The sequence below is a fragment of the Burkholderia sp. GW821-FHT14F03 genome, from assembly GCF_058803765.1.
Map to the genome: position 1 here is coordinate 55,043 of NZ_JBXAPG010000026.1, position 24,208 is coordinate 79,250.

At 70.2% G+C, this 24,208-nt stretch carries 17 protein-coding genes and 1 tRNA gene; 15 read left to right on the plus strand and 3 right to left on the minus strand.

All coding sequences use genetic code 11. The annotated features are described in order from the left end of the window. The first annotated feature begins 60 nt into the window (after positions 1-60). The 9 genes from AC1RQF_RS18840 to AC1RQF_RS18880 all read left to right on the plus strand — a co-directional run bounded on the left by AC1RQF_RS18840 (position 61) and on the right by AC1RQF_RS18880 (position 13,520). Entirely contained in the window at positions 61-2,169 is a 2,109-nt protein-coding gene (locus tag AC1RQF_RS18840; protein ID WP_492872680.1) for a TonB-dependent receptor domain-containing protein, read from the plus strand. A 94-nt stretch (positions 2,170-2,263) separates the two neighbouring features. Next, positions 2,264-3,448 (plus strand): isochorismate synthase, encoded by a 1,185-nt coding sequence (locus AC1RQF_RS18845; protein ID WP_492872681.1) that lies wholly within the window; start codon positions 2,264-2,266, stop codon positions 3,446-3,448. Further along, complete coding sequence (locus tag AC1RQF_RS18850; RefSeq protein ID WP_274003486.1) at positions 3,445-5,076, plus strand: (2,3-dihydroxybenzoyl)adenylate synthase; 1,632 nt, start codon at positions 3,445-3,447, stop codon at positions 5,074-5,076. The genes AC1RQF_RS18845 and AC1RQF_RS18850 overlap by 4 nt, the downstream gene beginning before the upstream one ends. Before the next feature lie 54 nt (positions 5,077-5,130). Then, positions 5,131-6,012, plus strand: a complete 882-nt coding sequence (locus AC1RQF_RS18855; protein ID WP_492872682.1) for an isochorismatase — start codon at positions 5,131-5,133, stop codon at positions 6,010-6,012. Between the two features lie 53 nt (positions 6,013-6,065). After that, the gene (locus AC1RQF_RS18860) at positions 6,066-6,350 is read left to right on the plus strand and encodes a DUF2218 domain-containing protein (protein ID WP_274003483.1); all 285 of its coding nucleotides are present in this window, start codon (positions 6,066-6,068) and stop codon (positions 6,348-6,350) included. A gap of 48 nt (positions 6,351-6,398) precedes the next feature. After that, a complete protein-coding gene (locus AC1RQF_RS18865; protein ID WP_492872683.1) occupies positions 6,399-10,295 on the plus strand; it encodes an amino acid adenylation domain-containing protein in 3,897 nt (1,298 codons plus the stop codon). A gap of 17 nt (positions 10,296-10,312) precedes the next feature. Continuing rightward, the gene (locus AC1RQF_RS18870) at positions 10,313-11,104 is read left to right on the plus strand and encodes a 2,3-dihydro-2,3-dihydroxybenzoate dehydrogenase (RefSeq protein ID WP_274003480.1); all 792 of its coding nucleotides are present in this window, start codon (positions 10,313-10,315) and stop codon (positions 11,102-11,104) included. 25 nt (positions 11,105-11,129) lie between these two features. Beyond that, complete coding sequence (locus AC1RQF_RS18875) at positions 11,130-12,251, plus strand: 3-deoxy-7-phosphoheptulonate synthase (protein WP_492872684.1); 1,122 nt, start codon at positions 11,130-11,132, stop codon at positions 12,249-12,251. Positions 12,252-12,281: 30 nt separating this feature from the next. After that, positions 12,282-13,520: an MFS transporter gene (locus AC1RQF_RS18880; protein ID WP_492872685.1), complete on the plus strand. Its 1,239-nt coding sequence runs from the start codon at positions 12,282-12,284 to the stop codon at positions 13,518-13,520. Between the two features lie 172 nt (positions 13,521-13,692). On the opposite strand, the gene AC1RQF_RS18885 is transcribed toward AC1RQF_RS18880, so the two are convergent. Further along, positions 13,693-13,779 (minus strand) — tRNA-Leu (locus tag AC1RQF_RS18885). A 219-nt stretch (positions 13,780-13,998) separates the two neighbouring features. Here AC1RQF_RS18885 and rnr point away from each other — a divergent pair. Together rnr and rlmB are read left to right on the plus strand one after the other, a co-directional pair. Continuing rightward, a complete protein-coding gene (gene rnr, locus AC1RQF_RS18890; protein WP_274003473.1) occupies positions 13,999-16,446 on the plus strand; it encodes a ribonuclease R in 2,448 nt (815 codons plus the stop codon). A 148-nt stretch (positions 16,447-16,594) separates the two neighbouring features. After that, the gene (gene rlmB / locus AC1RQF_RS18895; protein WP_274003471.1) at positions 16,595-17,338 is read left to right on the plus strand and encodes a 23S rRNA (guanosine(2251)-2'-O)-methyltransferase RlmB; all 744 of its coding nucleotides are present in this window, start codon (positions 16,595-16,597) and stop codon (positions 17,336-17,338) included. A gap of 128 nt (positions 17,339-17,466) precedes the next feature. Here rlmB and AC1RQF_RS18900 read toward each other — a convergent pair whose 3' ends face one another. Further along, a complete protein-coding gene (locus AC1RQF_RS18900; protein WP_492872698.1) occupies positions 17,467-19,152 on the minus strand; it encodes a long-chain-fatty-acid--CoA ligase in 1,686 nt (561 codons plus the stop codon). 576 nt (positions 19,153-19,728) lie between these two features. Here AC1RQF_RS18900 and AC1RQF_RS18905 point away from each other — a divergent pair. The 4 genes from AC1RQF_RS18905 to AC1RQF_RS18920 all read left to right on the plus strand — a co-directional run bounded on the left by AC1RQF_RS18905 (position 19,729) and on the right by AC1RQF_RS18920 (position 23,501). Beyond that, a complete protein-coding gene (locus AC1RQF_RS18905; protein ID WP_274003468.1) occupies positions 19,729-20,613 on the plus strand; it encodes an N-acetylmuramoyl-L-alanine amidase in 885 nt (294 codons plus the stop codon). A 109-nt stretch (positions 20,614-20,722) separates the two neighbouring features. Beyond that, on the plus strand, positions 20,723-21,418 hold the full coding sequence (gene rpiA, locus AC1RQF_RS18910; RefSeq protein WP_492872686.1) for a ribose-5-phosphate isomerase RpiA: 696 nt from the start codon (positions 20,723-20,725) through the stop codon (positions 21,416-21,418). Positions 21,419-21,706: 288 nt separating this feature from the next. Next, positions 21,707-22,420 carry a FadR/GntR family transcriptional regulator gene (locus AC1RQF_RS18915; RefSeq protein ID WP_274003466.1) on the plus strand — a complete coding sequence of 238 codons (714 nt, stop codon included), beginning with the start codon at positions 21,707-21,709 and terminating at the stop codon, positions 22,418-22,420. Positions 22,421-22,514: 94 nt separating this feature from the next. Further along, the gene (locus AC1RQF_RS18920; protein WP_492872687.1) at positions 22,515-23,501 is read left to right on the plus strand and encodes a Gfo/Idh/MocA family protein; all 987 of its coding nucleotides are present in this window, start codon (positions 22,515-22,517) and stop codon (positions 23,499-23,501) included. Positions 23,502-23,517: 16 nt separating this feature from the next. Here AC1RQF_RS18920 and AC1RQF_RS18925 read toward each other — a convergent pair whose 3' ends face one another. Beyond that, positions 23,518-24,177, minus strand: coding sequence for an amino acid ABC transporter permease (locus AC1RQF_RS18925; RefSeq protein WP_274003461.1), 660 nt, complete (start codon positions 24,175-24,177; stop codon positions 23,518-23,520). Positions 24,178-24,208 lie beyond the last annotated feature (31 nt).

Here is a 24,208-nt window from a genome sequence, read left to right on the forward strand (position 1 = left end):
TTTCATCTTCGATAATGTAAATGAGAATCAATTTTATTTATCGTTATCGAAAGCACCGTCATGTCGAATCATGTCTCAAGCTTTGCCTTGAAGCCGGCCGTCGTGGCCGGCTTGTGCGCGCTCGGTGCGTCGGGCGTCGCCGCGCAGGCGGCCGATCCGGCGCTGCCTGATCACGCGCTCGGCACCGTCGTCGTGACGGCCAGCCAGCGCGAGCAGGCGATCAAGGACGCGCCCGCCAGTATTTCCGTCATCACCCGCGAGGACATCGAGGCGAAGCCGTACACCTTGGTCGCCGAGATCGTCGGCACGGTGGAGGGCGTGAGCGTGGTCGGCGCCACGCCGAACGACCAGGACATCTCGATTCGCGGGATGCCGGGCGAATACACGCTGATCCTCGTCGACGGCCGCCGCCAGAACACCCGCGAGACCATGAATCGCGGTTCGTCGGGTGTGCAGGCCAGCCTGCTGCCGCCGCTCAGCGCGATCGAGCGCATCGAGGTCGTGCGCGGCCCGATGTCGTCGATGTACGGCGCGGATGCGATGGGCGGCGTGATCAACATCATCACCCGCAAGGTGCCGAAGAAGTGGGGCGGCACGGTCACCGCCGGCAGCGTCTGGCAGCTGGAGTCGGATCAGGGCGATACGCAGAGCGTCGATTTCTGGGTGGGCGGTCCGCTCAAGGCCGATGTGCTCGGCCTGCAGGTGTCGGGCCGCGCGCTGCATCGCGGCGAGGACCACATCTACTATCCGCTCAGCGCGACGGGCGGCGCGAACGGCCAGCGCATCGGCAGCTTCGACGTGAAGCTGACCGCCAAGCCGGCGCGCAACCAGGATCTCAGCATCAATGCGGGCCGCGAGCAGCTCACCTACCTGAGCACGCCCGGCGAGAGCATCGCGCCCGTCACGCCGCGCACGCTCGCGACGACCGTGACCGAGACGCGCCACGTGCGCGACTACTGGGGCATCACGCACAACGGCCGCTGGGACTTCGGCCAGTCGACGCTGTCGCTGTACGGCGAGCGCGGCACGCAGGACCAATGGACGTCGCTCGCGCGTTCGCCGATCAAGCCGGCGATCACCGATACGGTGCTCGAGGGCAAGCTCGAGGTGCCGTGGTGGGGCGAGCGCAACATCCTGACGGTGGGCGGGCAGCATATCTGGTCGAGGCTGTCGGGCGCGGGCATGCAGGACGCGGTGCCGAAGGGGTACGCGGGGAACTCGGACAGCATCAAGCGCAATGCCTGGGCGCTGTTCGGCGAGAACGACTATTTCTTCAACAGCCGCTTCACGCTGACGACCGGCGTGCGGCTCGACCACGACGAGCGCTACGGCAGCCACGTGAGCCCGCGCGTGTACGGCGTCTACAAGCTGACGCCGACGGTGACGGTGCGCGGCGGCGTGTCGACCGGCTTCAAGCCGCCGACGCTGCGCCAGAGCACGGCCGGCTACTGCATGACCTCGGGCGGCGCGGCGGGCGCGGTGGCGGGCACGCTGTGCGGCAATCCGGCGCTGAAGCCCGAGACCAGCCTGACGGAAGAGCTGGGCGTGCGCTACGACAGCGGCGAGAGCCACGCGAGCCTCACGCTGTTCAACAACCTGTTCAAGAACAAGGTGGTCAGCTACGACACGGGCGTCGCCGACAGTCGTTCGCCCGGCCGCAACATCTATGTGTACGACAACGTCGATCGCGTGAAGCTGTACGGGCTGGAACTTGGCGCGGGCACGCGCGTCGCGAAGCAGTTCCGGATCTCGGGCACCTACACGCTGACGCAGTCGCGGCGCGAGGGCAGCGGCGAGCGCGCGTTCAACGGCGGGTCGCTGAACGGCTATCCGCTCGACAAGACGCCGCGGCACAAGTTCAACGTGGAGCTGGGCTGGACGCCCACGCCGCAGCTGGATCTGTACGCGGACATCAATTACATCGGCAACGAATACTGGGCGGCGTTCCGCAACGGCGCGCAAGGCGTGCGCGAGCGGCCGTCGACCACGACCTTCGATCTCGGCGGCCGCTACCGGATCTCGAAGCATTTCTCGCTCAACGTCGCGCTGCTCAACGTCACGAACCGGATGGTGCCGGTGGACGACCGCAGCCGGGCGAGCGGGTTGAGCGGCAACTGGCTCGTGGATCAGGGGCGCCGCGTCGCAGTCAGCCTGACGGCGGAGATGTGACGCGTCCGCCGGCCGCTGTTCGGGGCAACCGGCAGCGGTCGGCAGGGCGGGCGATTCCATCCCGGTGAATTTCATTTTTTTGGAGGTGCATGGCATGAACGCCGTATCCGATATGCCTTTTTCATTGGTAGAACTGAATATAGACGATGACTATCATCCCGCGACGCCGCTCTTTCTTGCGACGCCCGCGCATGTGCTGTTGGCGCGGGACGTCGTCGCGGAGGTCCCGCACTCGGATGCGCCGCTCGGCGAGCGTGTGCGGCAGGCGCTGACGCGCGCGCGCGAATCCGGGCATGCGGACGCCGCCGTGGTCGGCGCCGTGCCGTTCGATGTCGAGCGGCCGGCGGCGCTGCGGGTGGCGCGCTCGCTGGCGCGCGCGCGGCCTGCCGTCACCGCGGCCGTGGCCGCGCAGCCGGCGGGCGCCGGCCGCTACCGCACGCGGCCGGTGCCCGCCGGCAACGATTACGCGGCAGGGGTCGCGCGGGCGGTCTCGAACATCCGCGCGGGCCATCTCGACAAGGTCGTGCTGGCGCGCACGCTGGAGCTGACGGGCGAGGCGCCGGTCGATGCGCGCGCGCTGCTGGCGCGTCTCGCGGCGCGCAATCCGCATGGCTATACGTTCTCGGTCGATCTGGGCGGCGGGCGGACCTTGCTCGGCGCGAGCCCCGAACTGCTGGTCAGCCGCTTTCAGGGCGTGGTGCGGGCCAATCCGCTGGCCGGCTCCGCGCCGCGCAGCAGCGACCCCATCGAGGACCGGCGGCGCGCCGAGGCCTTGCTCGAATCCGCGAAGGACCTGGACGAGCATCGCGTCGTGGTCGACGCGGTGCGCGATGCGCTCGCGCCGCTCTGCCGTACCCTGCATGTGCCGGCGCGGCCGTCGCTGGTCCATACGCAGACGATGTGGCATCTGTCCACGGAAGTGACAGGCGAAACGGACGCCGACGCGCTGACGCTCGCGCTCGCGCTGCATCCGACCCCGGCCGTCTGCGGCTACCCGCGCAGCGTCGCGCGCGAACTGATCCTGCAGACCGAGCCGTTCGACCGGGGCTTCTACACCGGGATGCTGGGCTGGGTCGACACGCGCGGCGACGGCGAATGGATCGTCACGATCCGTTGCGCGGAAGCGGAAGGCGCGGCCTTGCGCCTGTTCGCCGGCGCGGGCGTGGTCGGCGATTCACTGCCGGACAGCGAACTGGCCGAAACGAGCGCGAAGTTCCGCACGATGCTCGACGCGATGGGCGTCGCGCACGGCGCGGCGGACCAGCAGGAGGCGGCATGACGCTGGCGCTCGGCACGCCGTGGCCCACCGCTTGCGCGGACGCGTATCGACGCAAGGGCTATTGGCAGGGGCAGTCGTTCGATCAATGGCTCGCGCAGCAGGTCGAGCGTTTCGGCGCGCGCACCGCGCTCGTGCACGGCGGGACCCGCTGGAGCTACCGGCGGCTGGCCGACGAGGCGGAGCGGCTGGCGCGCGGCTTCGTGTCGCTCGGCATCGGGCCGCGTGATCGCGTCGTCGTGCAGTTGCCGAACCGGGTCGAGTTCTTCGCGGTCGTGTTCGCGCTGTTCCGGATCGGCGCGCTGCCGGTGTTCGCGTTGCCCGCGCATCGGCGCCAGGAGATCGGCTACTTCTGCCGTCATGCGGAGGCCGTCGCCTACGTGGCGGCCGATTGCCACGACGGCTTCGACTATCGCGCGCTCGCGACCGAGGTGCGGGCCGAGGCGCCGACCCTCGCGCACGTGCTGATCGTCGGCGAGGCGGGCGAGCACCGCGCGCTCGACAGCCTGCGCGACGCGCACGCGCCGCTGCCCGCGAGTCCGACGGCGGGCGAGGTCGCGTTTTTGCAGTTGTCGGGCGGCAGCACGGGCACGCCGAAGCTGATTCCGCGCACGCACGACGATTACCTGTACAGCGTGCGCGAAAGCGCGCGCATCTGCGGGCTGGACGAACGCAGCGTCTATCTGTGCGTGCTGCCCGCCGCGCACAACTATGCGCTCAGCTCGCCGGGCTCGTTCGGCGTGCTGCATGCGGGCGGCACCGTCGTGCTGTGCGACGGCGGCAGCCCCGAGGCGGCGTTCGGGCTGATCGCGCGCGAACGGGTGACGATCACCGCGCTGGTTCCGCCGCTCGTGCCGGTCTGGCTGTCGGCCGCGGCGCGCGGGCCGGCCGCGCTGACGAGCCTGCGGCTCGTGCAGGTCGGCGGCGCGCGCTTCGACGAGACGCTCGCGCGACGCGTCGACACCATGTTGGGCGCGCGCCTGCAGCAGGTGTTCGGGATGGCCGAGGGGCTCGTCAACTACACGCGGCTCGACGACCCGCGCGAGGTCGTCGCGCAGACCCAGGGCCGGCCGATTTCGCCGGACGACGAGATCCGCATCGTCGACGACGAGGACCGGCCGGTCGCGCCGGGCGCGATCGGCAACCTGCTGACGCGCGGCCCCTACACGATTCGCGGCTATTACCGCGCGGAGGCGCACAACGCACGCGCGTTCACATCCGATGGGTTCTACCGGACGGGGGACCGGGTGCGCATGACGGAAGACGGCTATCTGGTCGTCGAGGGGCGCGCGAAGGACCAGATCAATCGCGGCGGCGAGAAGGTGTCGGCGGAAGAGGTCGAGCATCTGCTGATCGCGCATCCGGGCGTCGTCGATGCGGCGCTCGTCGCGATGCCGGATCCGTATCTCGGCGAGAAGAGCTGCGCCTACGTGATCCGCGCCGACGCGGCGTTGCGCGCGCCGACGCTGCTGGCATTCCTGCGCGAGCAGGGGATCGCCGCCTACAAGATCCCCGACCGGATCGAATTCGTCGACGTGTTTCCGAAGACCGCCGTCGGCAAAACCAACAAACAGGTGCTGCGCGCCGACATCGCGGCGCGCCTCGCCGCGTTCGAGCACGCGGCCGGGTGAGCGCCGGGCGGGCCGCGCCCGCGCTTGCCATTCCTACTTTTCCTTGTGACGACCATGGCTATTCCCAAGATCCTTTCCTATCCGATGCCCGCCGCGCTGCCCGAGAACCGGGTGTCGTGGCCGTTCGAGCCGCGTCGCGCGGCGCTGCTCGTGCACGACATGCAGGACTATTTCGTCGATTTCTACGATCGCGCCGCCGCGCCGATTCCCGAGCTGCTCGCCAACGTCGCGCGCTTGCTCGCGTTCGCGCGCGCAGCGGGGATGCCGGTGTACTACACCGCCCAGCTGCCGGAGCAGACCGCCGAGGCGCGCGCGCTGCTCAACGACATGTGGGGCCCGGGCCTCACCGCACACCCGGAGCGCGCGGCGATCTGCGAGGCGCTCGCGCCGCAGCCCGGCGACCAGGTGCTCGACAAGTGGCGCTACAGCGCCTTCCAGCGTTCGGCATTCGACCAGCTGCTGGGCGATGGCGGACGCGACCAGCTCGTGATCTGCGGCGTCTATGCGCATATCGGCTGCCTGATGACCGCGTGCGAAGCGTTCATGAAGGACATCCAGCCGTTCTTCGTCGCCGATGCGCTGGCCGATTTTTCCGCGCATGAGCACCAGATGGCGCTCGACTATGTCGCGCGCCGCTGCGGGATGGCCGTGCGCACGGCGGACCTGACCGACGCCGCCGCGCGCGCCGCGGGCGCCGCGCCGAATTCGCTCGACGCGCTGACGGCCGAGGTTGCGCGCAGCCTGCGGGTCGCGGCAAGCGAGCTGCGCCCCGACGACAACCTGATGGATTGCGGACTGGACTCGGTGCGGCTGATGGCCTTCGTCGAGGCGTGGCGCGGCGCGGGGCGCGACGTCGAGTTCGTGCAGCTCGCGCAGACGCCGACGCTCGCTGCGTGGTGGGCGCTGCTGCGGCGTCCGGCCGCGGTGCCCGCGTGATCCGCGCCCGGGCGGAACGATTGTCCTCACCCTCTTTGCCAACCCTGATCCCCATGCTCGTCAGTACCGCTGAAATCACCGTGCCACAGGCCGACCGCGTGCTCTTCAAGATGTGCAAGCACTACGCAATCAAGGTGCCGGTCGTGTTCGACGACACGCGCGCCGCGATCGATTTTCCCTATGGCAAGTGCCACGTCACGCGCGCGGACGACCGGCTGAGCCTGCGCTGCGAGGCCGACTCGACGGACAAGCTGGAGCAGATCCAGTACGTGATGGACGAGCACCTGGCGCTGATGGCGCGCAACAAGCAGCTCGTGATCGATTGGCAACGCGGCTGACGGACGTGGCGCGCATGTTTTCCCTCTTACTTCGCGGATACCTGTCCCATGCAGCACATCACTGAACGTCTGCGCGCGACCTCGGCGCAATACGGCATCTGGGTCGCGCAGCAGGTCGATCCCGACGATCCGGGCTACCTGACGGCGGAAGCGATCGAACTGGACGGCGCGCTCGACGCGGCCGCGTTCACACAGGCCGTGCAAGCGGTGCTCGATTGTGCGGACAGCCTGCACATGCGCTTCGAATGGGGCGACGACACGCTCTGGCAATGCCGCGTGCCGGCCGCGGCGCAAGTGCCGCTGGTCGACCTCGGCGCGCACGCCGATCCGCGCGAGGCCGCGCTTGCCTGGATGCAGGCCGCGCTGGCGGTGCCGTGCGACGTCACCTCGGCGCCGCTGTATCGCACGGCGCTGCTGAAGCTCGGCCCCGCATGCCATTGGTGGTACCTGCAGGTGCACCACATCGCGCTCGACGGCTTCGGCTACAGCCTGGTCCAGCAGGCCGTCGCCGCGCGCTACAACGCACGGGCGACGGGCGTCGCGCCGCCGGCGCTGCCGGACTGGCGGATCGATCCGGTGGTGGCGGCGGAAGAGGCTTATCGGCGCAACGGCGGATTCGACCGCGACCAGGCATTCTGGCGCGAGCGGCTGCGCGACGTGCCCGCGCCGCTGCGGCTCGCGCCGCCGCAGCCGGCCGCGCCGACCGCGCTGCGCCAGACCTTGCAGTTCGACGTCGCGACGGCGGCGCGCTGGCGCGCGGCGGCCGAGGCGCTCGACGTGGACTGGGGCGCGTGGCTGCTGGGCGCGCTGGGCCTGTGGCTCGGCAAGACGGGCGGCCAGCGCGAGCTGACGCTGGGCCTGCCCGTGATGAACCGGCTCGGCACGCCGGCGCTCGCGGTGCCGTGCATGGCGATGAACATCGTGCCGATCAGCGTGCGCGTGCGCGAGGACGCGACGCCGCGCGCGCTGGCGGGCGAGATCGCGCGCGCGCTGCGCGAGATGCGCCCGCATCTGTATTACCGCTACGGCTGGATTCGCGGCGATCTGGGCCTGCTCGAACGCAACAAATTCCTGTTCAACCAGGCGGTCAACCTGATGCCGTTCGAGCGACAGGTCGCGTTCGCCGGCGTGACGAGCCGGATGCGCGCCGTCAGCGGCGGGCCGGTGAAGGATTTCAATCTCACGCTTGCCGTGCGCGAACGCACGTGGTGCCTGACGCTCGAGGCGAATCCGCACGCCTACGACCGCGCCCGCCTGGCCGGGTTGGCGGCCAGCCTGTCGGACTGGCTGCACGCATTCGCCGCCCATCCGGCCGACGCGCCGCTCGCGGCGCTGCTCGACGGCCTTCCCGCGCCGTCGATCTGCGCGGGTGCGCCGCTCGCGACGCCGCCCGTCGACGTGCTGGCGTTGCTGCGGCAGGCTGCGGCGCGGACGCCGGCCCAGCTCGCGATCGAGTCGCCGGACGCGCGGCTCGACTACGGGACGCTGCTCGCGCGCGTCGAGGCGCTCGCCGCGGTGCTCGCGCAGCGCGGCGCGGGGGCGGGCCGCCGGATCGCGATCCTCGCGCCGCGCTCGCCGGATGCGGTGGTCGCGATGCTCGCGGTGCTGTGGGTGGGCGCGGCGTTCGTGCCGGTCGATCCGGACGGGCCCGCGCAGCGCACGGCGGCGATGCTGGCCGATGCGGCGCCCGACTGGGTGCTGACGCGCGCAGCCTGGCGGCGGCAGGCCGGCGCGCTGCCGGTGCTCGATCTCGACGAGGCGGCCGCCGCGCCGGCGCCGCGCGTCGCGTGCTGCGGCGCGCCGCCGGCGGACCAGCCCGCGTACCTGCTGTACACCTCGGGTTCGACGGGCGCGCCGAACGGCGTGCTGGTCGGGCGCGGCGCGCTCGCGCAGTTCGTCGCGAGCACGCGCGGACTGTATGAGGTCGAGCCGGCGGACCGGGTGCTGCAGTTCGCGCCGCTGCATTTCGACGCGAGCCTCGAGGAGATCTTCATCGCGCTATGCCACGGCGCGACGCTCGTGTTACGCGACGACGCGATGCTCGATTCGGTCGCGTGCTTCGCCGAGGCGGTCGAGCGGCTCGCGATCACCGTGCTCGACTTGCCGACCGCTTACTGGCAGGTCGTCGCGCATGCACTGGAGACCGACGCGGCGCGACGTCTCGCGCGGGTGCGCCTGACGATCATCGGCGGCGAGGCGGCGTTGCCCGAGCGGGTCGCGCGCTGGCGCGAGCTGCTGCCCGCGCAGGTGCTGCTGAACACCTACGGGCCCACCGAAGCAACCATCATCGCGACCACGGCGCAGCTTGCCGGGCCGCGGCCCGACTGGACCCCGGGCGAACCCGTGCCGATCGGCGCGCCGCGTCCCGGGCTCGTCGCGCGGGTCGTCGACGAACGCCTGTATCCCGTCGCGGCCGGGCGGGTCGGCGAGCTGGTGCTGAGCGGTCCGGCGCTCGCGCTCGGATATCTGAACCGTCCCGAGCTGACCGCCGCGCGCTTCGTGAGCCTGCCCGACGGCGGCGAGCGCGGCTATCGCACCGGCGATCTCGCGCAATGGGAAGCGGGGCAGTTGCGGTTTCACGGGCGCATCGATCATCAGGTGAAGATCAGCGGCGTGCGGATCGAGCCGCTCGAAATCGAGAACCTGCTGCTCGGCATGCCCGGCGTGCGCGAAGCCGCGGTGGTGGCGCTCGCGCGCGGCGCGGGGCTGTACACGCTGGCTGCGTTCGTCGCGGGAACCGATGATGTGCAGGCGCTGCGCGCGCGGCTCGTCGAGGCGCTGCCGGCCGCGGCGATCCCCGACGTATGGCGCGTGCTCGACCAACTGCCGCGCAATCCGAACGGCAAGACCGACCGCAAGGCGCTGCAGCAGGCGGCGCAGCCGGAGGCGCGCGCGGCGGAGGGCGCGGACGACGCACAGGCGCCGCTCGAACGGCAGGTCATGCATGCGTGGCGGCAGGTGCTGGGCGATTTGCCGCTGACGCCGATGTCGAACTTCTTCGACCTGGGCGGCAAGTCGTTGCAGGCGATCCAGGCCGCCGCGCAGCTTTCGGTTGCATTGCGACGCGACGTGCCGGTGTCGCTGCTGTTCCGGCATGCGACCGTGCGCGCGCTGGCCGCCGCGCTGTCGACCCCGCTGCCGTATCGGGCGGGCGGGGCGGCCGAGCCGTTCGCGCCGTCGCTCGCGATCCAGCACGGGCCTGCCGGCGCGCCGTCGCTGATCTGTATTCATCCGGCCGACGGGCTCGCGTGGAGTTACCTGCGGCTTGCCCGGCACCTGCCCGACGTGACGGTGCACGGCTTGCAGCTGATGGTCGACGAAACCCGCGGCGCGGCCGATTTCGAGGCCCTGGTCGAGCACTACGTGCAGCGCGTGCGCGCGGTGCAGCCGGACGGCCCGTACTACCTGCTCGGGTGGTCGCTCGGCGGCGCGCTCGCGCACGGCGTGGCGGCGCGGCTTGCCGCGCAGGGGCGCGAGGTCGGCCTGCTCGCGCTGATGGACAGCTATCCGCCGCCCGCGTGGGCTGCACGGCCCCAGCCGGCGCTGCGCGATGCGCTGCAGATCCTGCTGACCGTCAACGGCGACTTCGATACCGCCGAGGCGACGGACGACACGCTGCGCCAGCGCCTGTTGCGCCCGACGAGCCCGTTCGCCGCGCTTGGGCCGGACGGACTCGACGCGTTCGTCGGCCAGACCCTGCGTCAGATGCGGCTGTTCCGCGCGAGCGCGACGCCCGCGTACGACGGCGAGCTGCTGCTGTTCCGCGCGGCGCGCAATCCCGCCGAGGCACCGGCGCCCGACAGCTGGCTGCCGCATGTGCGCCCGGGCCGCCTGCACTGCCGTGTGCTCGACTGTTCCCATGACGGCATGTCCGATCCCGCGCCGATGGCCGCGATCGGCGCCGAGCTGGTCGCGCGCCTGACGCGCGCGAACGGCGCTCAATAATCGATGGAGTGTTTGCTATGAATCGCATGACTGATGAATTTCCCGGCGCCGTGGCGGTGGTGAGCGGTGCGGCGCAGGGTATCGGCGCGGCCGTGGCGCGCGCGCTCGCCGCGCGCGGCGTGGCCGTCGCCGCGCTCGACATGCAGGCGGACGGGCTGGCGCGCCTCGCGGCCGAGGGCGCGGAAGCCGGGCAGCGCATCCAGCCGTATGTCCTCGATGTCTCGGACGGCGCGGCGGTGCGCGCGACGATCGAACGGATCGAAGCCGAGCTGGGCCCGATCGGGATGCTCGCGAATGTCGCGGGCATCCTGCGGCTCGCGACCGTCGACACGCTCGACGACGACGCCTGGCTGCGCAGTTTCGCGGTCAACACACATGGCGTATTCCACCTGTCGCGCGCGGTCGCGCAGCGGATGACGCCGCGCCGCGCGGGCAGCATCGTGACGGTCGGCTCGAACGCGGCGCTCGTGCCGCGCATGCAGATGGCCGCGTATGCGGCGTCGAAGGCGGCCGCGCACCAGTTCACGCGCTGCCTCGGGCTCGAACTGGCCGGCCACGGGATCCGCTGCAACATCGTCGCGCCGGGCTCGACCGACACCGACATGCAGCGCCAGCTGTGGCGCGACGAGACCGGCGCGGCCGCGGTGATCGCGGGCTCGCTGCCCGCGTACCGGACCGGCATTCCGCTCGGCCGCATCGCGGCCCCCGACGATGTCGCGTCGGTCGTGCTGTTCATGCTGTCGAACGCCGCGCGGCACGTCACGCTGGACAGCGTGACCGTCGACGGCGGCGCGACCTTGGGCGCATGACGTGACCTACCCGAGGCAAGCAGCGATGAAGAATCTTGAGTGGTATCTGGATGACGGCGGCAGCGGCGCGGTATGCGCGCCGAGCCGAGCGGAGCGGGCGGGGCGCCAGCGTGTCGGCGCGCCGCTGCCGACGCCCGAGGCGCTGCGCGGCCGCCTGCCGGCGACGCCGGTCGTGCGGGCGAACGTCGACAGCGGGCGGCGGCAATTGCAGGCGATTCTCGAACGGCGCGATCCGCGCCGGATGGTGATCGTCGGGCCGTGCTCGATCCACGACCCCGATGCCGCGCGCGATTACGCGCGGCGGCTCGCGGGCCTCGCACGGCGCGTGCGCGACGTGTTCTGCGTGGTGATGCGCGTGTACTTCGAGAAGCCGCGCACGACGGTGGGCTGGAAAGGGCTCATCAACGATCCGCGGCTCGACGGCAGCCACCGCATCGAGGAGGGGCTCGCGACCGCGCGCCAGCTGCTGCTCGACGTCAATACGCTCGGCCTGCCGGCGGCGATCGAGGCGCTCGATCTCGTGACGCCGCACTATCTCGGCGATCTCGTGAGCTGGGCCGCGATCGGCGCGCGGACCACCGAATCGCAGGTGCATCGCGAGATGGCCTCCGGGTTGCCGATGCCGGTCGGCTTCAAGAACGGCACCGACGGCGGGCTGGAGGTGGCGGTCCATGCATTGCAGAGCAGCCGGCGCGCGCATGCGTTCATCGGCATCGACCAACGCGGCGGGCCCGCGGTGCTGCATACCGAGGGCAATCCGCACGGCCATGTGGTGCTGCGCGGCGGCAACGACGGTCCGAACCACGACGCGGCGAGCGTGGCGGCGGCCGAGGCGGCGCTCGTCGCGCGCGATCTGCCGGCGAATCTCGTGGTCGACTGCTCGCACGCGAACTGCGCGAAGCAGCACGCGCTCCAGGTGGCGGTGCTCGACGACGTCGTCGAGCAGATCGGCGCGGGCAACCGGTCGATTCGCGGGGTGATGATCGAGAGCTTCATCGAGGCGGGCAACCAGCCGCTCGGGGCGGATCCGGCGTCGTTGCGCTACGGCTGCTCGATCACCGATCCGTGCCTCGGCTGGGATGCGACCGAAGCGGCCCTCGTGCAGGCGCGCGAACGCCTGCTCGCCCATTCGCGGCGCGCCGGCTGAGCCGCGCCCGCTTCACTTACCAGGAAATCCATGTCCACGACTTCTGTTGAATCCGCGCCAACCCTGAGCCGTTCCAGCCGGCAGTTGCGGCCGCTGCTGCTCGCGAACTTCGCGATGATGGCGGGCACCTATGCGTTCGTCGCGGTGGCGGGCCCGATGGCCCGCCTGATGCATCTGCAGGCCTGGCACGTCGGCTTCGTCATCGGCGTGGTCGGCCTCGTGTGGATCGCGACCTCGCAGCGCTGGGGACGCGCGGCCGACGTGCTCGGCCGGATTCCCGTGATGCGGATGGCGATCGTCGGCTTCAGCCTGTCCTTTCTGTGTCTCGCCGCTTACGTCGGATGGGCGTTGCGCGGCGGCGCGCAGCATCTGCCCGCGCTCGGGCTCAATCTCGCGGCGCTGCTGATCACGCGCGCGGCGATGGGGGGCTGGTTCGCGGGCCTGCCGGTCGGCGCGACCGCGTGGATTGCCGATCACACCGACGTCCGCTCGCGCGGGGCCGTGCTCGCGCGCTTCGGCGCGGCGGGCGCCGCCGGCATGGTGCTCGCGCCGCCGCTCGTCGGCTGGATCGGCCGTCATGACCTGGCCATCGCGCTGCTGGTGTTCGCCTTGCTGCCGCTGATCGGTCTGCCGGGGCTCGGCCGTCTGCACGATGCGAGCGCGCGGCAGGCGCGCCGCGCGCCGCCGGCGCGGCTGCGGGTCGGCGACGCACGGATCCGGGTGCCCTGGCTGAGCGCGCTCGCGCTCTACAGCGTCGTGATGATCGCGAACAGCGCGCTGGGCTTCTATGTCATCGATCGCCTGCAGGTGCCGGCGCGGGAGGCGGCCGCCGTGGCCGGCTATGCGCTCGGCAGCGCGGGGCTCGGCTTGATCGTCACCCAGGCGCTGGTCGGCCGCCTGCCGCGCGTCGCGCCGCTGCAATGGCTGCGCTGGGGCGCGCTCGTCGGCGCGCTCGGATTTGCATCGGTGCTGCTCGTCGAGCCGGCGCAGCCGGTCCTGATCGGCGTGAGCTATCTGGTGGCGGCGTTCGGGATGGGCGCGTCGTTCCCGGCGGTCGCGGCGCTGGCCAGCACGGCGGTGGAACCGGCCGAGCAGGGCGCATGCGCGGGCGCGATGTCGATGGCGCAGGGGGGCAGCATGGTGATCGCGCCGCTCGTCGGCAACGCGCTGTACGACCTGCAACCGGTCGTGCCGTACGCGCTGATCGGCGTGCTGCTGGTGATGGTGTTCTGCGCGACCTGGCTCAAGCGTCGCGCGCCGGCCGCCTGAGCGGTCGGCATGCGGGCGCGCGGCCGATCCGCGAGGATGGGTCGCGCGCAGGAGGGAAAGAAGACCGCGGAACGCAGGGCGGATTCGGAAAGCGACGCGGAAAACAAAAAACCCCGTAAGACAGAGTCTTGCGGGGTTTCTCGTTACCATCGACTTACGCCGAAACAGCTGATGGTGCCCAAGAGAGGACTCGAACCTCCACGGTGTTGCCACCGCTAGGACCTGAACCTAGTGCGTCTACCAATTTCGCCACCTGGGCCGGTGTGTTTGCTGCGAAGAACGTAATTATAGCTGGGTTGAAACACCTGTCAACACCTTTGTTTCCGTTTTGTTTTGTTTCGTGGGTTGCCGGTCGTGCGCCGGGCCCGCTGCCGCACGACCGGCGTTCGCCGCGACGGCGGGTGATAGAATGGGGCGGCATTCGGCGTCTGCCGTTTCAACGCAAGCCAACGCAACGAGAACAACCATCGACAAGCCCTTGAGCAAGTATCCGTATCCCATCCCTAGCCGTGAAGAGATTCTCGGCGCGCTGCGGACCAGCGACGTTCCGCTCGCCGCGAACGACATCGCCGAAGCGCTGTCGATCAAGCGCCAGGAGCGCGAAGGGTTTTTCCGGCGGGTCGCCGCGATGGAGCGCGACGGCCAGATCCGGCTCGACAAGCGTGGTCATTACCAGCTCACCCATCCGTCCAACTTCGTCGCGGGCCGCGTACAGGGCCATCGCGACGGTTATGGCTTCGTGATTCGCGACGACGGCCAGGACGATCTGTTCCTGCCGAACGGCGAGATGCAGAAGGTCATGCACAACGATCGCGTGTTGGCGCGGATCGTCGGCTACGACCGGCGCGGCCGTCCCGAAGGTCATGTGGTCGAGGTGACCGAGCGCGCGAACAAGCGCGTGATCGGCCGGCTGTTGAACGAGAACGGCGCGCTGATCGTGGCGCCCGAGGACAAGCGCATCAGCCACGACATCCTGGTCACGCAGAACGCGAAGAAGGCCAAGGTCGGACAGGTGGTGGTGGTCGAGCTGACCGATTTCCCGAGCCGTCATTCGCAGCCGATCGGGCGCGTGACCGAGGTGCTCGGCGATATCGACGATCCCGGCATGGAGATCGAGATCGCGGTGCGCAAGTACGGCGTGCCGCACGAGTTCAGCGCGGCCGCGCTCGGCGAGGCCGCGTCGCTGCCGGACAAGGTGCGGCCGATCGACCTGCGCTACCGGGTGGACCTGCGCGACGTGCCGCTCGTCACGATCGACGGCGAGGACGCGCGCGACTTCGACGATGCGGTGTACTGCGAGCCGGTCGCGGTCGGTCGCGGCGACGGCTTCCGCCTGATCGTCGCGATCGCGGACGTGTCGCACTACGTGCAGCCGGCCAGCGGCCTCGACGGCGACGCGGTCGAGCGCAGCACGTCGGTGTATTTCCCGCGCCGGGTGATCCCGATGCTGCCGGAGAAGCTGTCGAACGGCCTGTGTTCGCTGAACCCGCAGGTGGACCGCTGCGTGCTCGTGTGCGACATCGTGGTGACCGCGCGCGGCGAGATCAAGGCGTACCAGTTCTACCCCGCGGTGATCCATTCGGCCGCGCGCCTGACCTATACCGAAGTGGCCGCGGTGCTCGGCAACACCAAGGGGCCGGAGGCGGCGCGCCGCGCCGCGCTCCTGCCGCACCTGCAGAACCTCTACGGCGTCTACAAGGCGCTGCTCGCCGCGCGCCAGAAGCGCGGGGCGATCGACTTCGACACCACCGAGACCTACATCGTCTGCAACGCGCAGGGCAAGATCGAGCAGATCGTGCCGCGCCAGCGCAACGATGCGCACCGCCTGATCGAGGAATGCATGCTGGCCGCGAACGTGTGCGCGGCCGACTTCCTCAAGCGCAACAAGCATCCGGGCCTGTATCGCGTGCACGCGGGGCCGACCGCCGAGAAGCTCGAGAACCTGCGCACGTTCCTGCGCGGGATGGGGCTCACGCTCGGCGGCGGCGAGACGCCGCACGCGAGCGACTATGCCGCGCTGATGGCGCGCATCCGCGATCGGCCCGATGCGCAGATGCTGCAGCCGATGCTGCTGCGCTCGATGCAGCAGGCGGTGTACAGCCCCGACAACATCGGCCACTTCGGGCTCGCCTACGAGGCCTACGCGCACTTCACGAGCCCGATCCGCCGCTATCCGGACCTGCTCACGCACCGCGCGATCTACGCGATCCTGGCCGGCAAGAAGTACACGCCGAAGGCGCCGGACGGCGTCGAGCTGAACACCGCGCTGTCGCCGCGCGCCCGCGCGATGCAGCAGGCCGACGACGAGTCGCGCGGCCGGGCGCGTTCGAACACCGCGATCTGGGAAGAGCTGGGCCTGCACTGCTCGTCGAACGAGCGCCGCGCGGACGAGGCGTCGCGCGACGTCGAGGCCTGGCTCAAGTGCTATTTCATGCGCGACAAGCTCGGCGAGGAGTACGGCGGGATGGTGAACGGCGTCACGTCGTTCGGCATCTTCGTGCAGCTCGACACGCTGTTCATCGAGGGTCTCGTGCACGTGACGGAGCTCGGTTCCGATTATTTCCAGTACGACGAGATCAAGAACGAACTGCGCGGCGAGCGCACCGGGATCCGCTACCGCCTGTCGGACCGGGTGCGGGTGCAGGTGAGCCGCGTCGATCTCGATGCGCGCAAGATCGACTTCCGGCTCGTGCGCGATACGCCGGTGAAGACCGGGCGCACCGCGCCGCCGCCCGCGAGCGAAGCCGGCGGCCCGCGCGTGCGCGCGCTGCCGCCTGTCGACGAGCCGGCGCGCCGCAAGAAGGCCCCGAGCGCGCCGACGGCCGCCGTGAAGGACGCGCGCACAGCGCGCGGCGCGGCGCGCAAGAAGGGCGCACCCGCCGCGAAGTCGGCGGCCAAGAAGGTGCGTCCGCGCAGCAAGCATTGAGCGTCGCCGGATTCGCGCGCGAATCCGGCACGCCTGATCGAAGACGCCGCGTTCCCGGTCAGCCGGCCGGAAACGCGGCGCTTTCCATTTTTTCATCGCGATCGCGCAGGTTGCGCGATCGCACGTTTGATCGAAGGTTGTTCCAGCCATGTCACGTCTGAAGGTTCTCTACGGTTTTCATGCGGTTACCGCGCGCTTGCGGCACGATGCGGCGACGGTCGCGGAGGTGCTGTACGACCAGACGCGCCGCGATCGCCGGATGCAGGACTTCCTGCAGACCGCGAAGGACGCCGGCGTGCGCCTGATCGCGGCCGACGAAACCCGCCTCTGGGGGCTCGCCCACACCGAGCGGCATCAGGGCGTGGTGGCGCGGGTCGAGGACATTCCGCTCGCGCAGAATCTGGCCGAGCTGCTCGACGGCATCTCGGGGCCCGCCTTGCTGCTGGTGCTCGACGGGGTGACCGATCCGCACAACCTGGGCGCGTGCCTGCGGGTGGCCGACGCGGCCGGCGCGCATGCGGTGATCGCGCCGCGCGATCGCGCGGTGGGCCTGAACGCGACGGCGGCCAAGGTCGCAAGCGGCGCGGCCGATACCGTGCCGTACATCACCGTGACCAATCTGGCCCGCGCGCTGCGCGAGCTGAAGGATGCGGGCGTGTGGGTGATCGGCACCTCGGACGATGCGACCGCGAGCGTCTACGAAACCCGTCTCGACGGTCCGGTGGCGCTCGTGATGGGCGCGGAAGGCGAGGGGATGCGGCGCCTCACGCGCGATACCTGCGACGACGTGATGAACATCCCGATGGCGGGCAGCGTCGAGAGCCTGAACGTGTCGGTCGCGTCGGGCGTATGCCTGTACGAGGCGGTGCGCCAGCGCACGGTGAAGAAGTGACGAAGTGAGCGGCAGGGGGCGTCCGGCGAAGCCGGGCGGCCCCTGCCATCACGACGGCCCGCGCCCGCGTATCTGCGAGCGCGGGCCGTCGTGTTTCCGGCCGGGCGAAGGGCGCCCGGCCCGCCGCCTCAGGCGGGTTGCTCCTGCCCGTCGCGCAGCGCGCGGCGCAGGATCTTGCCGACGTTGGTCTTCGGCAGGCTGTCGCGGAACTCGACGTGCCGGGGGCGCTTGTAGGCGGTCAGCTGTTCCCGGCAGTAGTCCGTCAGCTGGGCGGCCGTGAGCAGGGGATCGCGGCGCACGACGAACAGCTTGACCGCTTCCCCCGAGTGCGCGTCGGGCACGCCGATGCACGCACATTCGAGCACGCCGGGATGCGCGGCGACCACGGCCTCGATCTCGTTCGGATACACGTTGAAGCCGGACACCAGGATCATGTCCTTCTTGCGGTCGATGATCTTGACGTAGCCGCGCGCATCCATCACGCCGATGTCGCCCGTCTTGAAGAAGCCGTCGGCCGTCATGACCTTGGCGGTTTCGTCCGGACGGTTCCAGTAGCCCGCCATCACCTGCGGCCCGCGGATCGCGATCTCGCCCGACTCGCCGAGCGCGACGGGCTGGTCGCCCGCATCGAGGATCGCCACCTCGGTGGACGGGATCGGCACGCCGATCATGCCGGTGTGGGTGCTGAGCGTCGCCGGGTTCAGGGTCGCGGCGGGCGAGGTTTCCGACAGGCCGTAGCCTTCCAGGATCGGGCAGCCGGTGGCCTTCAGCCAGCGCTCGGCGACCACGTCCTGCACCGCCATGCCGCCGCCGAGCGTGAGCCGCAGCCCCGAAAAATCGAGCGACGCGAAGCCGGGATCATTGAGCAGCGCGTTGAACAGCGTGTTGACGCCGGGGAAGAAGTTGATCCGGTAGCGCCGGAGCGTCTTCACGAAGCCGGGGATGTCGCGGGGGTTCGGGATCAGCACGTTCAGCGCGCCCCAGCGCGCGCCCATCAGCATGCAGGCATTGAGCGCGAGGATGTGATACAGCGGCAGCGCGCACATCGTCACGAGCTGATCGACGCGCGGCGCCTTGTTCATCACGGGCTGGCCCCACACGTCGTTCTGCAGGATGTTGGCGAGCACGTTGCGATGGGTGAGCATCGCGCCCTTCGACACGCCGGTCGTGCCGCCCGTGTACTGCAGGAACGCGATGTCCGCGTGTCCGAGCTCGGCCGGCTGCCAGGTGCGCCGCGCGCCCTCGCGCAGCGCGGCGGGGAACGACACGGCGCCCGGCAGCGTATAGGCGGGCACCATCTTCTTCACGTGCCGCACGACGAAGTTCACGAGCGCGCCCTTGGCCGCGCCGAGCAGGTCGCCCATCGTCGCCACCACGATGTGCCTGATCTGGGTTTTCGGCAGCGCCTGCTGGAGCGTGGTCGCGAAATTGTCGAGGATCACGATCGCTTCCGCGCCCGAATCGACGAGCTGGTGTTCGAGTTCGCGCGGCGTGTACAGCGGATTGACGTTGACGACCACGTAGCCCGCGCGCAGCGCCGCGGCGACCGTGACCGGATACTGCAGCACGTTCGGCATCATCACCGCGATGCGCGCGCCCTTGGCGAGGCCGAGCCCCTGGAACCACGCGGCGAGATGGCGCGAATGCGCATCGAGTTCCGCATAACGCATCTCGCGACCCATGCATGCATAGGCCGGACGGGACGCGAAGGTCGTGAACGCCTCGTCGAGCAGATGCACGAGCGACCGGTACTGGTCGGGGTCGACGGTCGCGGGCACGCCATCGGGATAGGACTTCAGCCAGACTTTCTCCACCATGTCTCTCCTTCCTTGTCTCGACCCGGTTGCGCGCCGGCGCACGGGTTGTGTCATCGGCGCCGGGCTCGGAGCCGGCCGGGCGTGGCGCTGCATCGTTGCGCCGCCTGCGCGCGTTCGGCGCTTGCGTCTCGGGCGCGGGCAGGGGCGTTGCCGGCGCTCGCCCAGGTCGTCGTCCGGGGCGGGGCGCGGCCGTGATTGCCGGCCGCCGTGCGGACGAGCATGCCATTCGCCGTCCGCCGCGTCAGGATGGGGTGATCCCGAAAGGCCGCCGGCGGGCCCGGGACGCGTCATGTCGTGCAACGCCCGGCGCGGGGGCCGGGCTCGCGAGCCGCCGGCATCGAGCGCCGGACGCGGCCGGGGCCGGCGCCGGCGCGATTCCGCCGCAACGGGAATCGATTGTTGCGAGCCCCCTTTCTTAACACAAGCCATTTGCTAGAATCGAACGCCTAGTTGCGCGATCCGCCGCGCCGGGGCGACCGGGCGCACGCCGTGAATCTCCCCGCCGCGCGGCGGGGTCGTCGGCTCCCCGCGCCGCGGCCGGCGCGCTTTTCCACCCGCCTGCCCGTCCCATCCATGAACTTCCCGCTACGCGCCGCCCTTGCCGCCAGCCTGTGCGCCCTGGCCGCCTGCACCTCGCCCACGCTCGTGGAGCGCGGCACCTACTATGCGGATACGAGCCGTCCCGCGCAGGGCGCGGATCCGCGGATCCGTTTCCTCGTGATGCATTACACCGAGATCGACGAGGCGCAGTCGCTGCACGTGCTGACCGAGGAAGCCGTCAGCGCGCACTACGTGGTGCCCGCGGAGCCGACGCAGGTGGGCGGCGAGCCCGTCGTCTACCAGCTGGTGCCCGAATCGCAGCGCGCATGGCATGCGGGGGTGAGCGAGTGGCAGGGCACGACGGAACTGAACGGCGTGTCGATCGGCATCGAGAACGTCAACCGCGGGCCGATCGATACGCCGGCAGGACGGACCTGGCAACCGTATCCGCCCGCGCAGGTCGAGGCGATCGTGCGGCTCGCGAAGGACATCGTCGCACGCTATCGGATTCCGCCGACGCGGGTGGTCGGACACAGCGACATCGCGCCGCAGCGCAAGATCGATCCGGGGCCGCTGTTTCCGTGGCGCACGCTCGCGCAGGCGGGCGTCGGCGCATGGCCGGACGACGCGACGGTGGCCGCGCGGCTCGGCGGGCGCGCGCCCGACGCACCGGTCGAGGTGCGCGCGCTGCAGCTCAAGCTGGCGCGCTACGGCTACGACGTCGCGACCGACGGGGTGCTCGATGCGCGTACGCGGCGCGTGTTCGCCGCGTTCCAGATGCATTTCCGGCCGTCCGACTACGCGGGCAACCCGGACGCGCAAACCGACGCGATCGCGCAGGCGCTGCTGGACAAATACTTCCCGCAGGCCGCGCCGCCCGAGCGCGACGCGGCGCTCCAGGCGCCGGCCGCGCGCTGAGCGGCGCGCAAGCCGATCCGTCGATTGATCCGTCGATCGGCGGGATGCGCCACGACTCCGGTAAACTTGCGTTTTTTCCCGCACTTACTTTTACCGCAGTCCATTTCCCATGACCCAAGACGAACTCAAACGCCTGGTCGGCCAGGCCGCCGCTGATTATGTGATCCAGAACGTGCCGGAAGGCGCCGTGATCGGGGTGGGCACCGGCTCGACCGCGAACTGCTTCATCGACGCGCTGGCCGCCGTCAAGACGCGCTATCGCGGCGCGGTGTCGAGCTCGATCGCGACCACCGAGCGCCTGAAGTCGTACGGCATCAAGGTATTCGACCTGAACGAGATCGACGGGCTGCAGGTCTATGTCGACGGCGCGGACGAGATCGACGCGAGCGGCGCGATGATCAAGGGCGGCGGCGGCGCGCTGACGCGCGAGAAGATCGTTGCGTCGGTGTCCGATACGTTCGTCTGCATCGCGGACGGCAGCAAGCGCGTGCCGGTGCTCGGCGGCTTCCCGCTGCCCGTCGAGGTGGTGCCGATGGCGCGCACCGCGATCGGCCGCCGTCTCGCGGCGCTGGGCGGCGTGCCGGTGGTGCGGGTCGCGCAGGACGGCACGCCGTTCCTCACCGACAACGGCAACGAGATCCTCGACGTGAAGGGGCTCGCGATCACCGATCCGCGCGCGCTCGAGGCGGCCGTCAACAGTTGGCCGGGCGTCGTGACGGTGGGCCTGTTCGCCGCGCGCGGCGCGGATCTGTGCCTGCTCGGCACGGCGCAGGGTGTCGAGTCGATCAGTTATCCAAAGCATTGAGCGGGTGCCCGCGCGCGTGTCGAAACGGCGCGCGGCTTCCGGCGAAAACCCAGGCCCGGTAAGCTTTCTGGAAGCTTGCCGGGCTTTTTTGAGTCCGAATTTTCTCTGGATATGGTAAGAGGGATAACCCTGTCAGGTGATATCCAGATAGCGCATTGGCGTCGAACTCAGCAACGTATCGAACATAAGAACAATAGCTTCACGGTTTCATCTTTTTATTTCTGGAGCAGGGGCCGGCCAGACTGCGGGGGCAGTGTGCCTACACAGACGTCGTTTCGGGGAGGTCTCATGGAACAGGGAAAAGACCGGTCACTGGTCAGCAAAGTGATGGACGGGCTTGTCACCGGCATTGTCGAAGACAAGTACGGCGGGATCCTGCCGCCGCAGGATGTCTTGTCCAAGGAGTTCGACGTGAGTCGGACCGTGATGCGGGAAGCGCTGTCGATGTTGCTCGCACGCGACATGCTCGATGTTCGCCCCAAGGTCGGCACGCGCGTGCGTCCGATGCATGACTGGCGGATGATCGACGAGGACGTCGTGAACTGGCGCTTTCGCGCGAAACCCGATCCGCAATTCATGCGCGACGTGATCGAGTTCCGGATGCTGATCGAGCCGCGCGCCACGGCGCAGGCCGCGACCCGCGCGAACGCGGGCGAGATCGCGGGCATCCGCGACGCATTCGACGCGTTCCGGCTGGTCGAGCCGGGCGAGCCGGGCTACGACGCGGCGGACGAACTGCTGCATACCCGCATCGTGTATGCGAGCGGCAACCAGTTCTTTCAGCAGATGGCCGCGATCATTCGGGGCGCGCTGCGTCTCGTCAACCCCCGCATGAGCCAGCGCGAGGGGATCCGCGAGCTGGCGCTGAGCGCGCATGGCCGGGTGGTCACGGCGATCGAGCGGCGCGATCCGCGCGAAGCGGAGGCGGCGGCGCTGCAGCTGATCGACTACACGGCCGAGGAAATGCGCAACTTCGCGGTGGAGATCCCCGAGCGCGGGTAGCGGGCGGGTCGCGGGCCGGCCGCCGGCCGTTTATCATGACGGCCGGCCGGCGCGTGCGTCGGCCGCCCCTACAGCCGACCCCGGACCTCTATCGATGACCCTTTCCCCTCATGCGCCGATCCGCTTCGGCATCATCGGCGCGGGCAGTATCGCGCGCCGCTTCGCGCACAGCGTGGCGCACGTCGGCGACGCGACGCTCACCCATGTGTGGGCGCGCCGCCCGGAGGCCGCGGCGGATTTCTGCGCGGCGCACGGCGGCCGCGCCTGCGACAGCCTCGACGCGCTGCTCGCGGCCGATCTCGACGCGATCTACATCGCCACTCTCAACGACAGCCATGCGCAGTACGCGCTTGCCGCGCTTGCCGCGGGCAAGGCGGTGCTGTGCGAGAAGCCGGCGATGATCAACGCGCGGCAGCTGGACGCGGTGCTGGCCGCCGCCCAGGCGGCCGGGCGGTTGTTCATGGAGGCGATGAAGCCGCCGTTCTATCCGCTGTATCGCGAACTGCGCGCGCACCTCGAGCGCGATCCGATCGGCGAGGTGCGGCTGGTGCGCGCGGGCTGCGCGATGTCGACGGTGCCGGCGGACCATCCGGTCTACCGCTTCGAACAGGCGGGCGGCGCGCTGCTCGACATCGGCATCTACGAGCTGTTTCTCGCGGTCGACTGGCTCGGCGCGGCCGACGAGGTGCAGACGCTCGGCCGGCTCGGCGCGACGGGCGTCGACGTGTTTTCCAGCCTGAACAGCCGCCATGCGCGGGGCGGCGTGGCGCAGCTGTTCTGCGGACTCGACGTGATGGGGCGCGGCGACGCGCTGCTGGCGGCCGAGGGCGGCCACGTGACGATCCACGAGAACTGGTGGAATCCGGCCCGGGCGACGATCCGCTACGCGGACGCGCGCGTGGTCGAGCTCGATGCGCCGTTCGAGGGCGGCGGGCTCAACTACGAGATCGCGCACTTCTGCGAGCTGTTGCGCGCGGGCCGGCTGGAAAGCCCGCTGATCACGCACGCGCATTCGCGCGCGATGATCGCGATGGCCGACGCGGCGCGCGCGGCGCTCGGCCTGCGCTATCCGATGGAGTGACGCCGGCGCGGCGCGCTCAGTGCCGGCTCGGCAGCGCGAGCCGGCGCTCGTACCAGCGCTGCGCCCATTCGAGGATCTGGCACAGCACCCAATACACGGCGGCCGCGGCGAGATAGAGCGGCAGCGGCTGGTAGGTCGACGCGATGATTTCCTGGGCGCTGCGCAGCAGCTCGGTGACGGTGATCACCGACACGAGCGAGGTGTCCTTGATCAGGCTGATGAGGCTGTTCGACAGGCTGGGCACGGCGATCCGCAGCGCCTGCGGGCCGATCACGTAGCGCAGCGTCTGCCCCCACGACAAGCCCAGGCTGTACGACGCGAGCCATTGGCCCTTGTCGATGCCGTTGATCGCGCCGCGCATGCTTTCGGACATGTAGGCCGCCACGTTCGCGGACAGCGCGATCACCCCGGCGGGCGTCGGGTCGAGCGAGATGCCGAGGCTCGGCAGCCCGTAGTAGATCACGAAGATCTGCACGAGCAGCGGCGTGCCGCGCATCAGGCTCACGTAGACGCGCGCGAGACCCGCGAGCACTGCGATGCGGCTGATGCCCATCAGCGCGAGGGCGACGGCGGCGATCAGGCCGAACACCATCGACAGCACGGCGAACTTGACCGTCAGCACCGCGCCTTGGGCGAGCACCGGGAGCGATTGAACGAGCAGGGTAGTGGTCGACATGTAATACGGGGGAGCGTGCGCGAAAGCGCAA

Bases quoted from the DNA above. Each gene is read 5' to 3' on its own strand.
- AC1RQF_RS18840 (WP_492872680.1), top strand. From the start codon at position 61: ATGTCGAATCATGTCTCAAGCTTTGCCTTGAAGCCGGCCGTCGTGGCC.
- AC1RQF_RS18845 (WP_492872681.1), top strand. From the start codon at position 2,264: ATGAACGCCGTATCCGATATGCCTTTTTCATTGGTAGAACTGAATATA.
- AC1RQF_RS18850 (WP_274003486.1), top strand. From the start codon at position 3,445: ATGACGCTGGCGCTCGGCACGCCGTGGCCCACCGCTTGCGCGGACGCG.
- AC1RQF_RS18855 (WP_492872682.1), top strand. From the start codon at position 5,131: ATGGCTATTCCCAAGATCCTTTCCTATCCGATGCCCGCCGCGCTGCCC.
- AC1RQF_RS18860 (WP_274003483.1), top strand. From the start codon at position 6,066: ATGCTCGTCAGTACCGCTGAAATCACCGTGCCACAGGCCGACCGCGTG.
- AC1RQF_RS18865 (WP_492872683.1), top strand. From the start codon at position 6,399: ATGCAGCACATCACTGAACGTCTGCGCGCGACCTCGGCGCAATACGGC.
- AC1RQF_RS18870 (WP_274003480.1), top strand. From the start codon at position 10,313: ATGAATCGCATGACTGATGAATTTCCCGGCGCCGTGGCGGTGGTGAGC.
- AC1RQF_RS18875 (WP_492872684.1), top strand. From the start codon at position 11,130: ATGAAGAATCTTGAGTGGTATCTGGATGACGGCGGCAGCGGCGCGGTA.
- AC1RQF_RS18880 (WP_492872685.1), top strand. From the start codon at position 12,282: ATGTCCACGACTTCTGTTGAATCCGCGCCAACCCTGAGCCGTTCCAGC.
- rlmB (WP_274003471.1), top strand. From the start codon at position 16,595: ATGTCACGTCTGAAGGTTCTCTACGGTTTTCATGCGGTTACCGCGCGC.
- AC1RQF_RS18905 (WP_274003468.1), top strand. From the start codon at position 19,729: ATGAACTTCCCGCTACGCGCCGCCCTTGCCGCCAGCCTGTGCGCCCTG.
- rpiA (WP_492872686.1), top strand. From the start codon at position 20,723: ATGACCCAAGACGAACTCAAACGCCTGGTCGGCCAGGCCGCCGCTGAT.
- AC1RQF_RS18915 (WP_274003466.1), top strand. From the start codon at position 21,707: ATGGAACAGGGAAAAGACCGGTCACTGGTCAGCAAAGTGATGGACGGG.
- AC1RQF_RS18920 (WP_492872687.1), top strand. From the start codon at position 22,515: ATGACCCTTTCCCCTCATGCGCCGATCCGCTTCGGCATCATCGGCGCG.
- AC1RQF_RS18925 (WP_274003461.1), bottom strand. From the start codon at position 24,177: ATGTCGACCACTACCCTGCTCGTTCAATCGCTCCCGGTGCTCGCCCAA.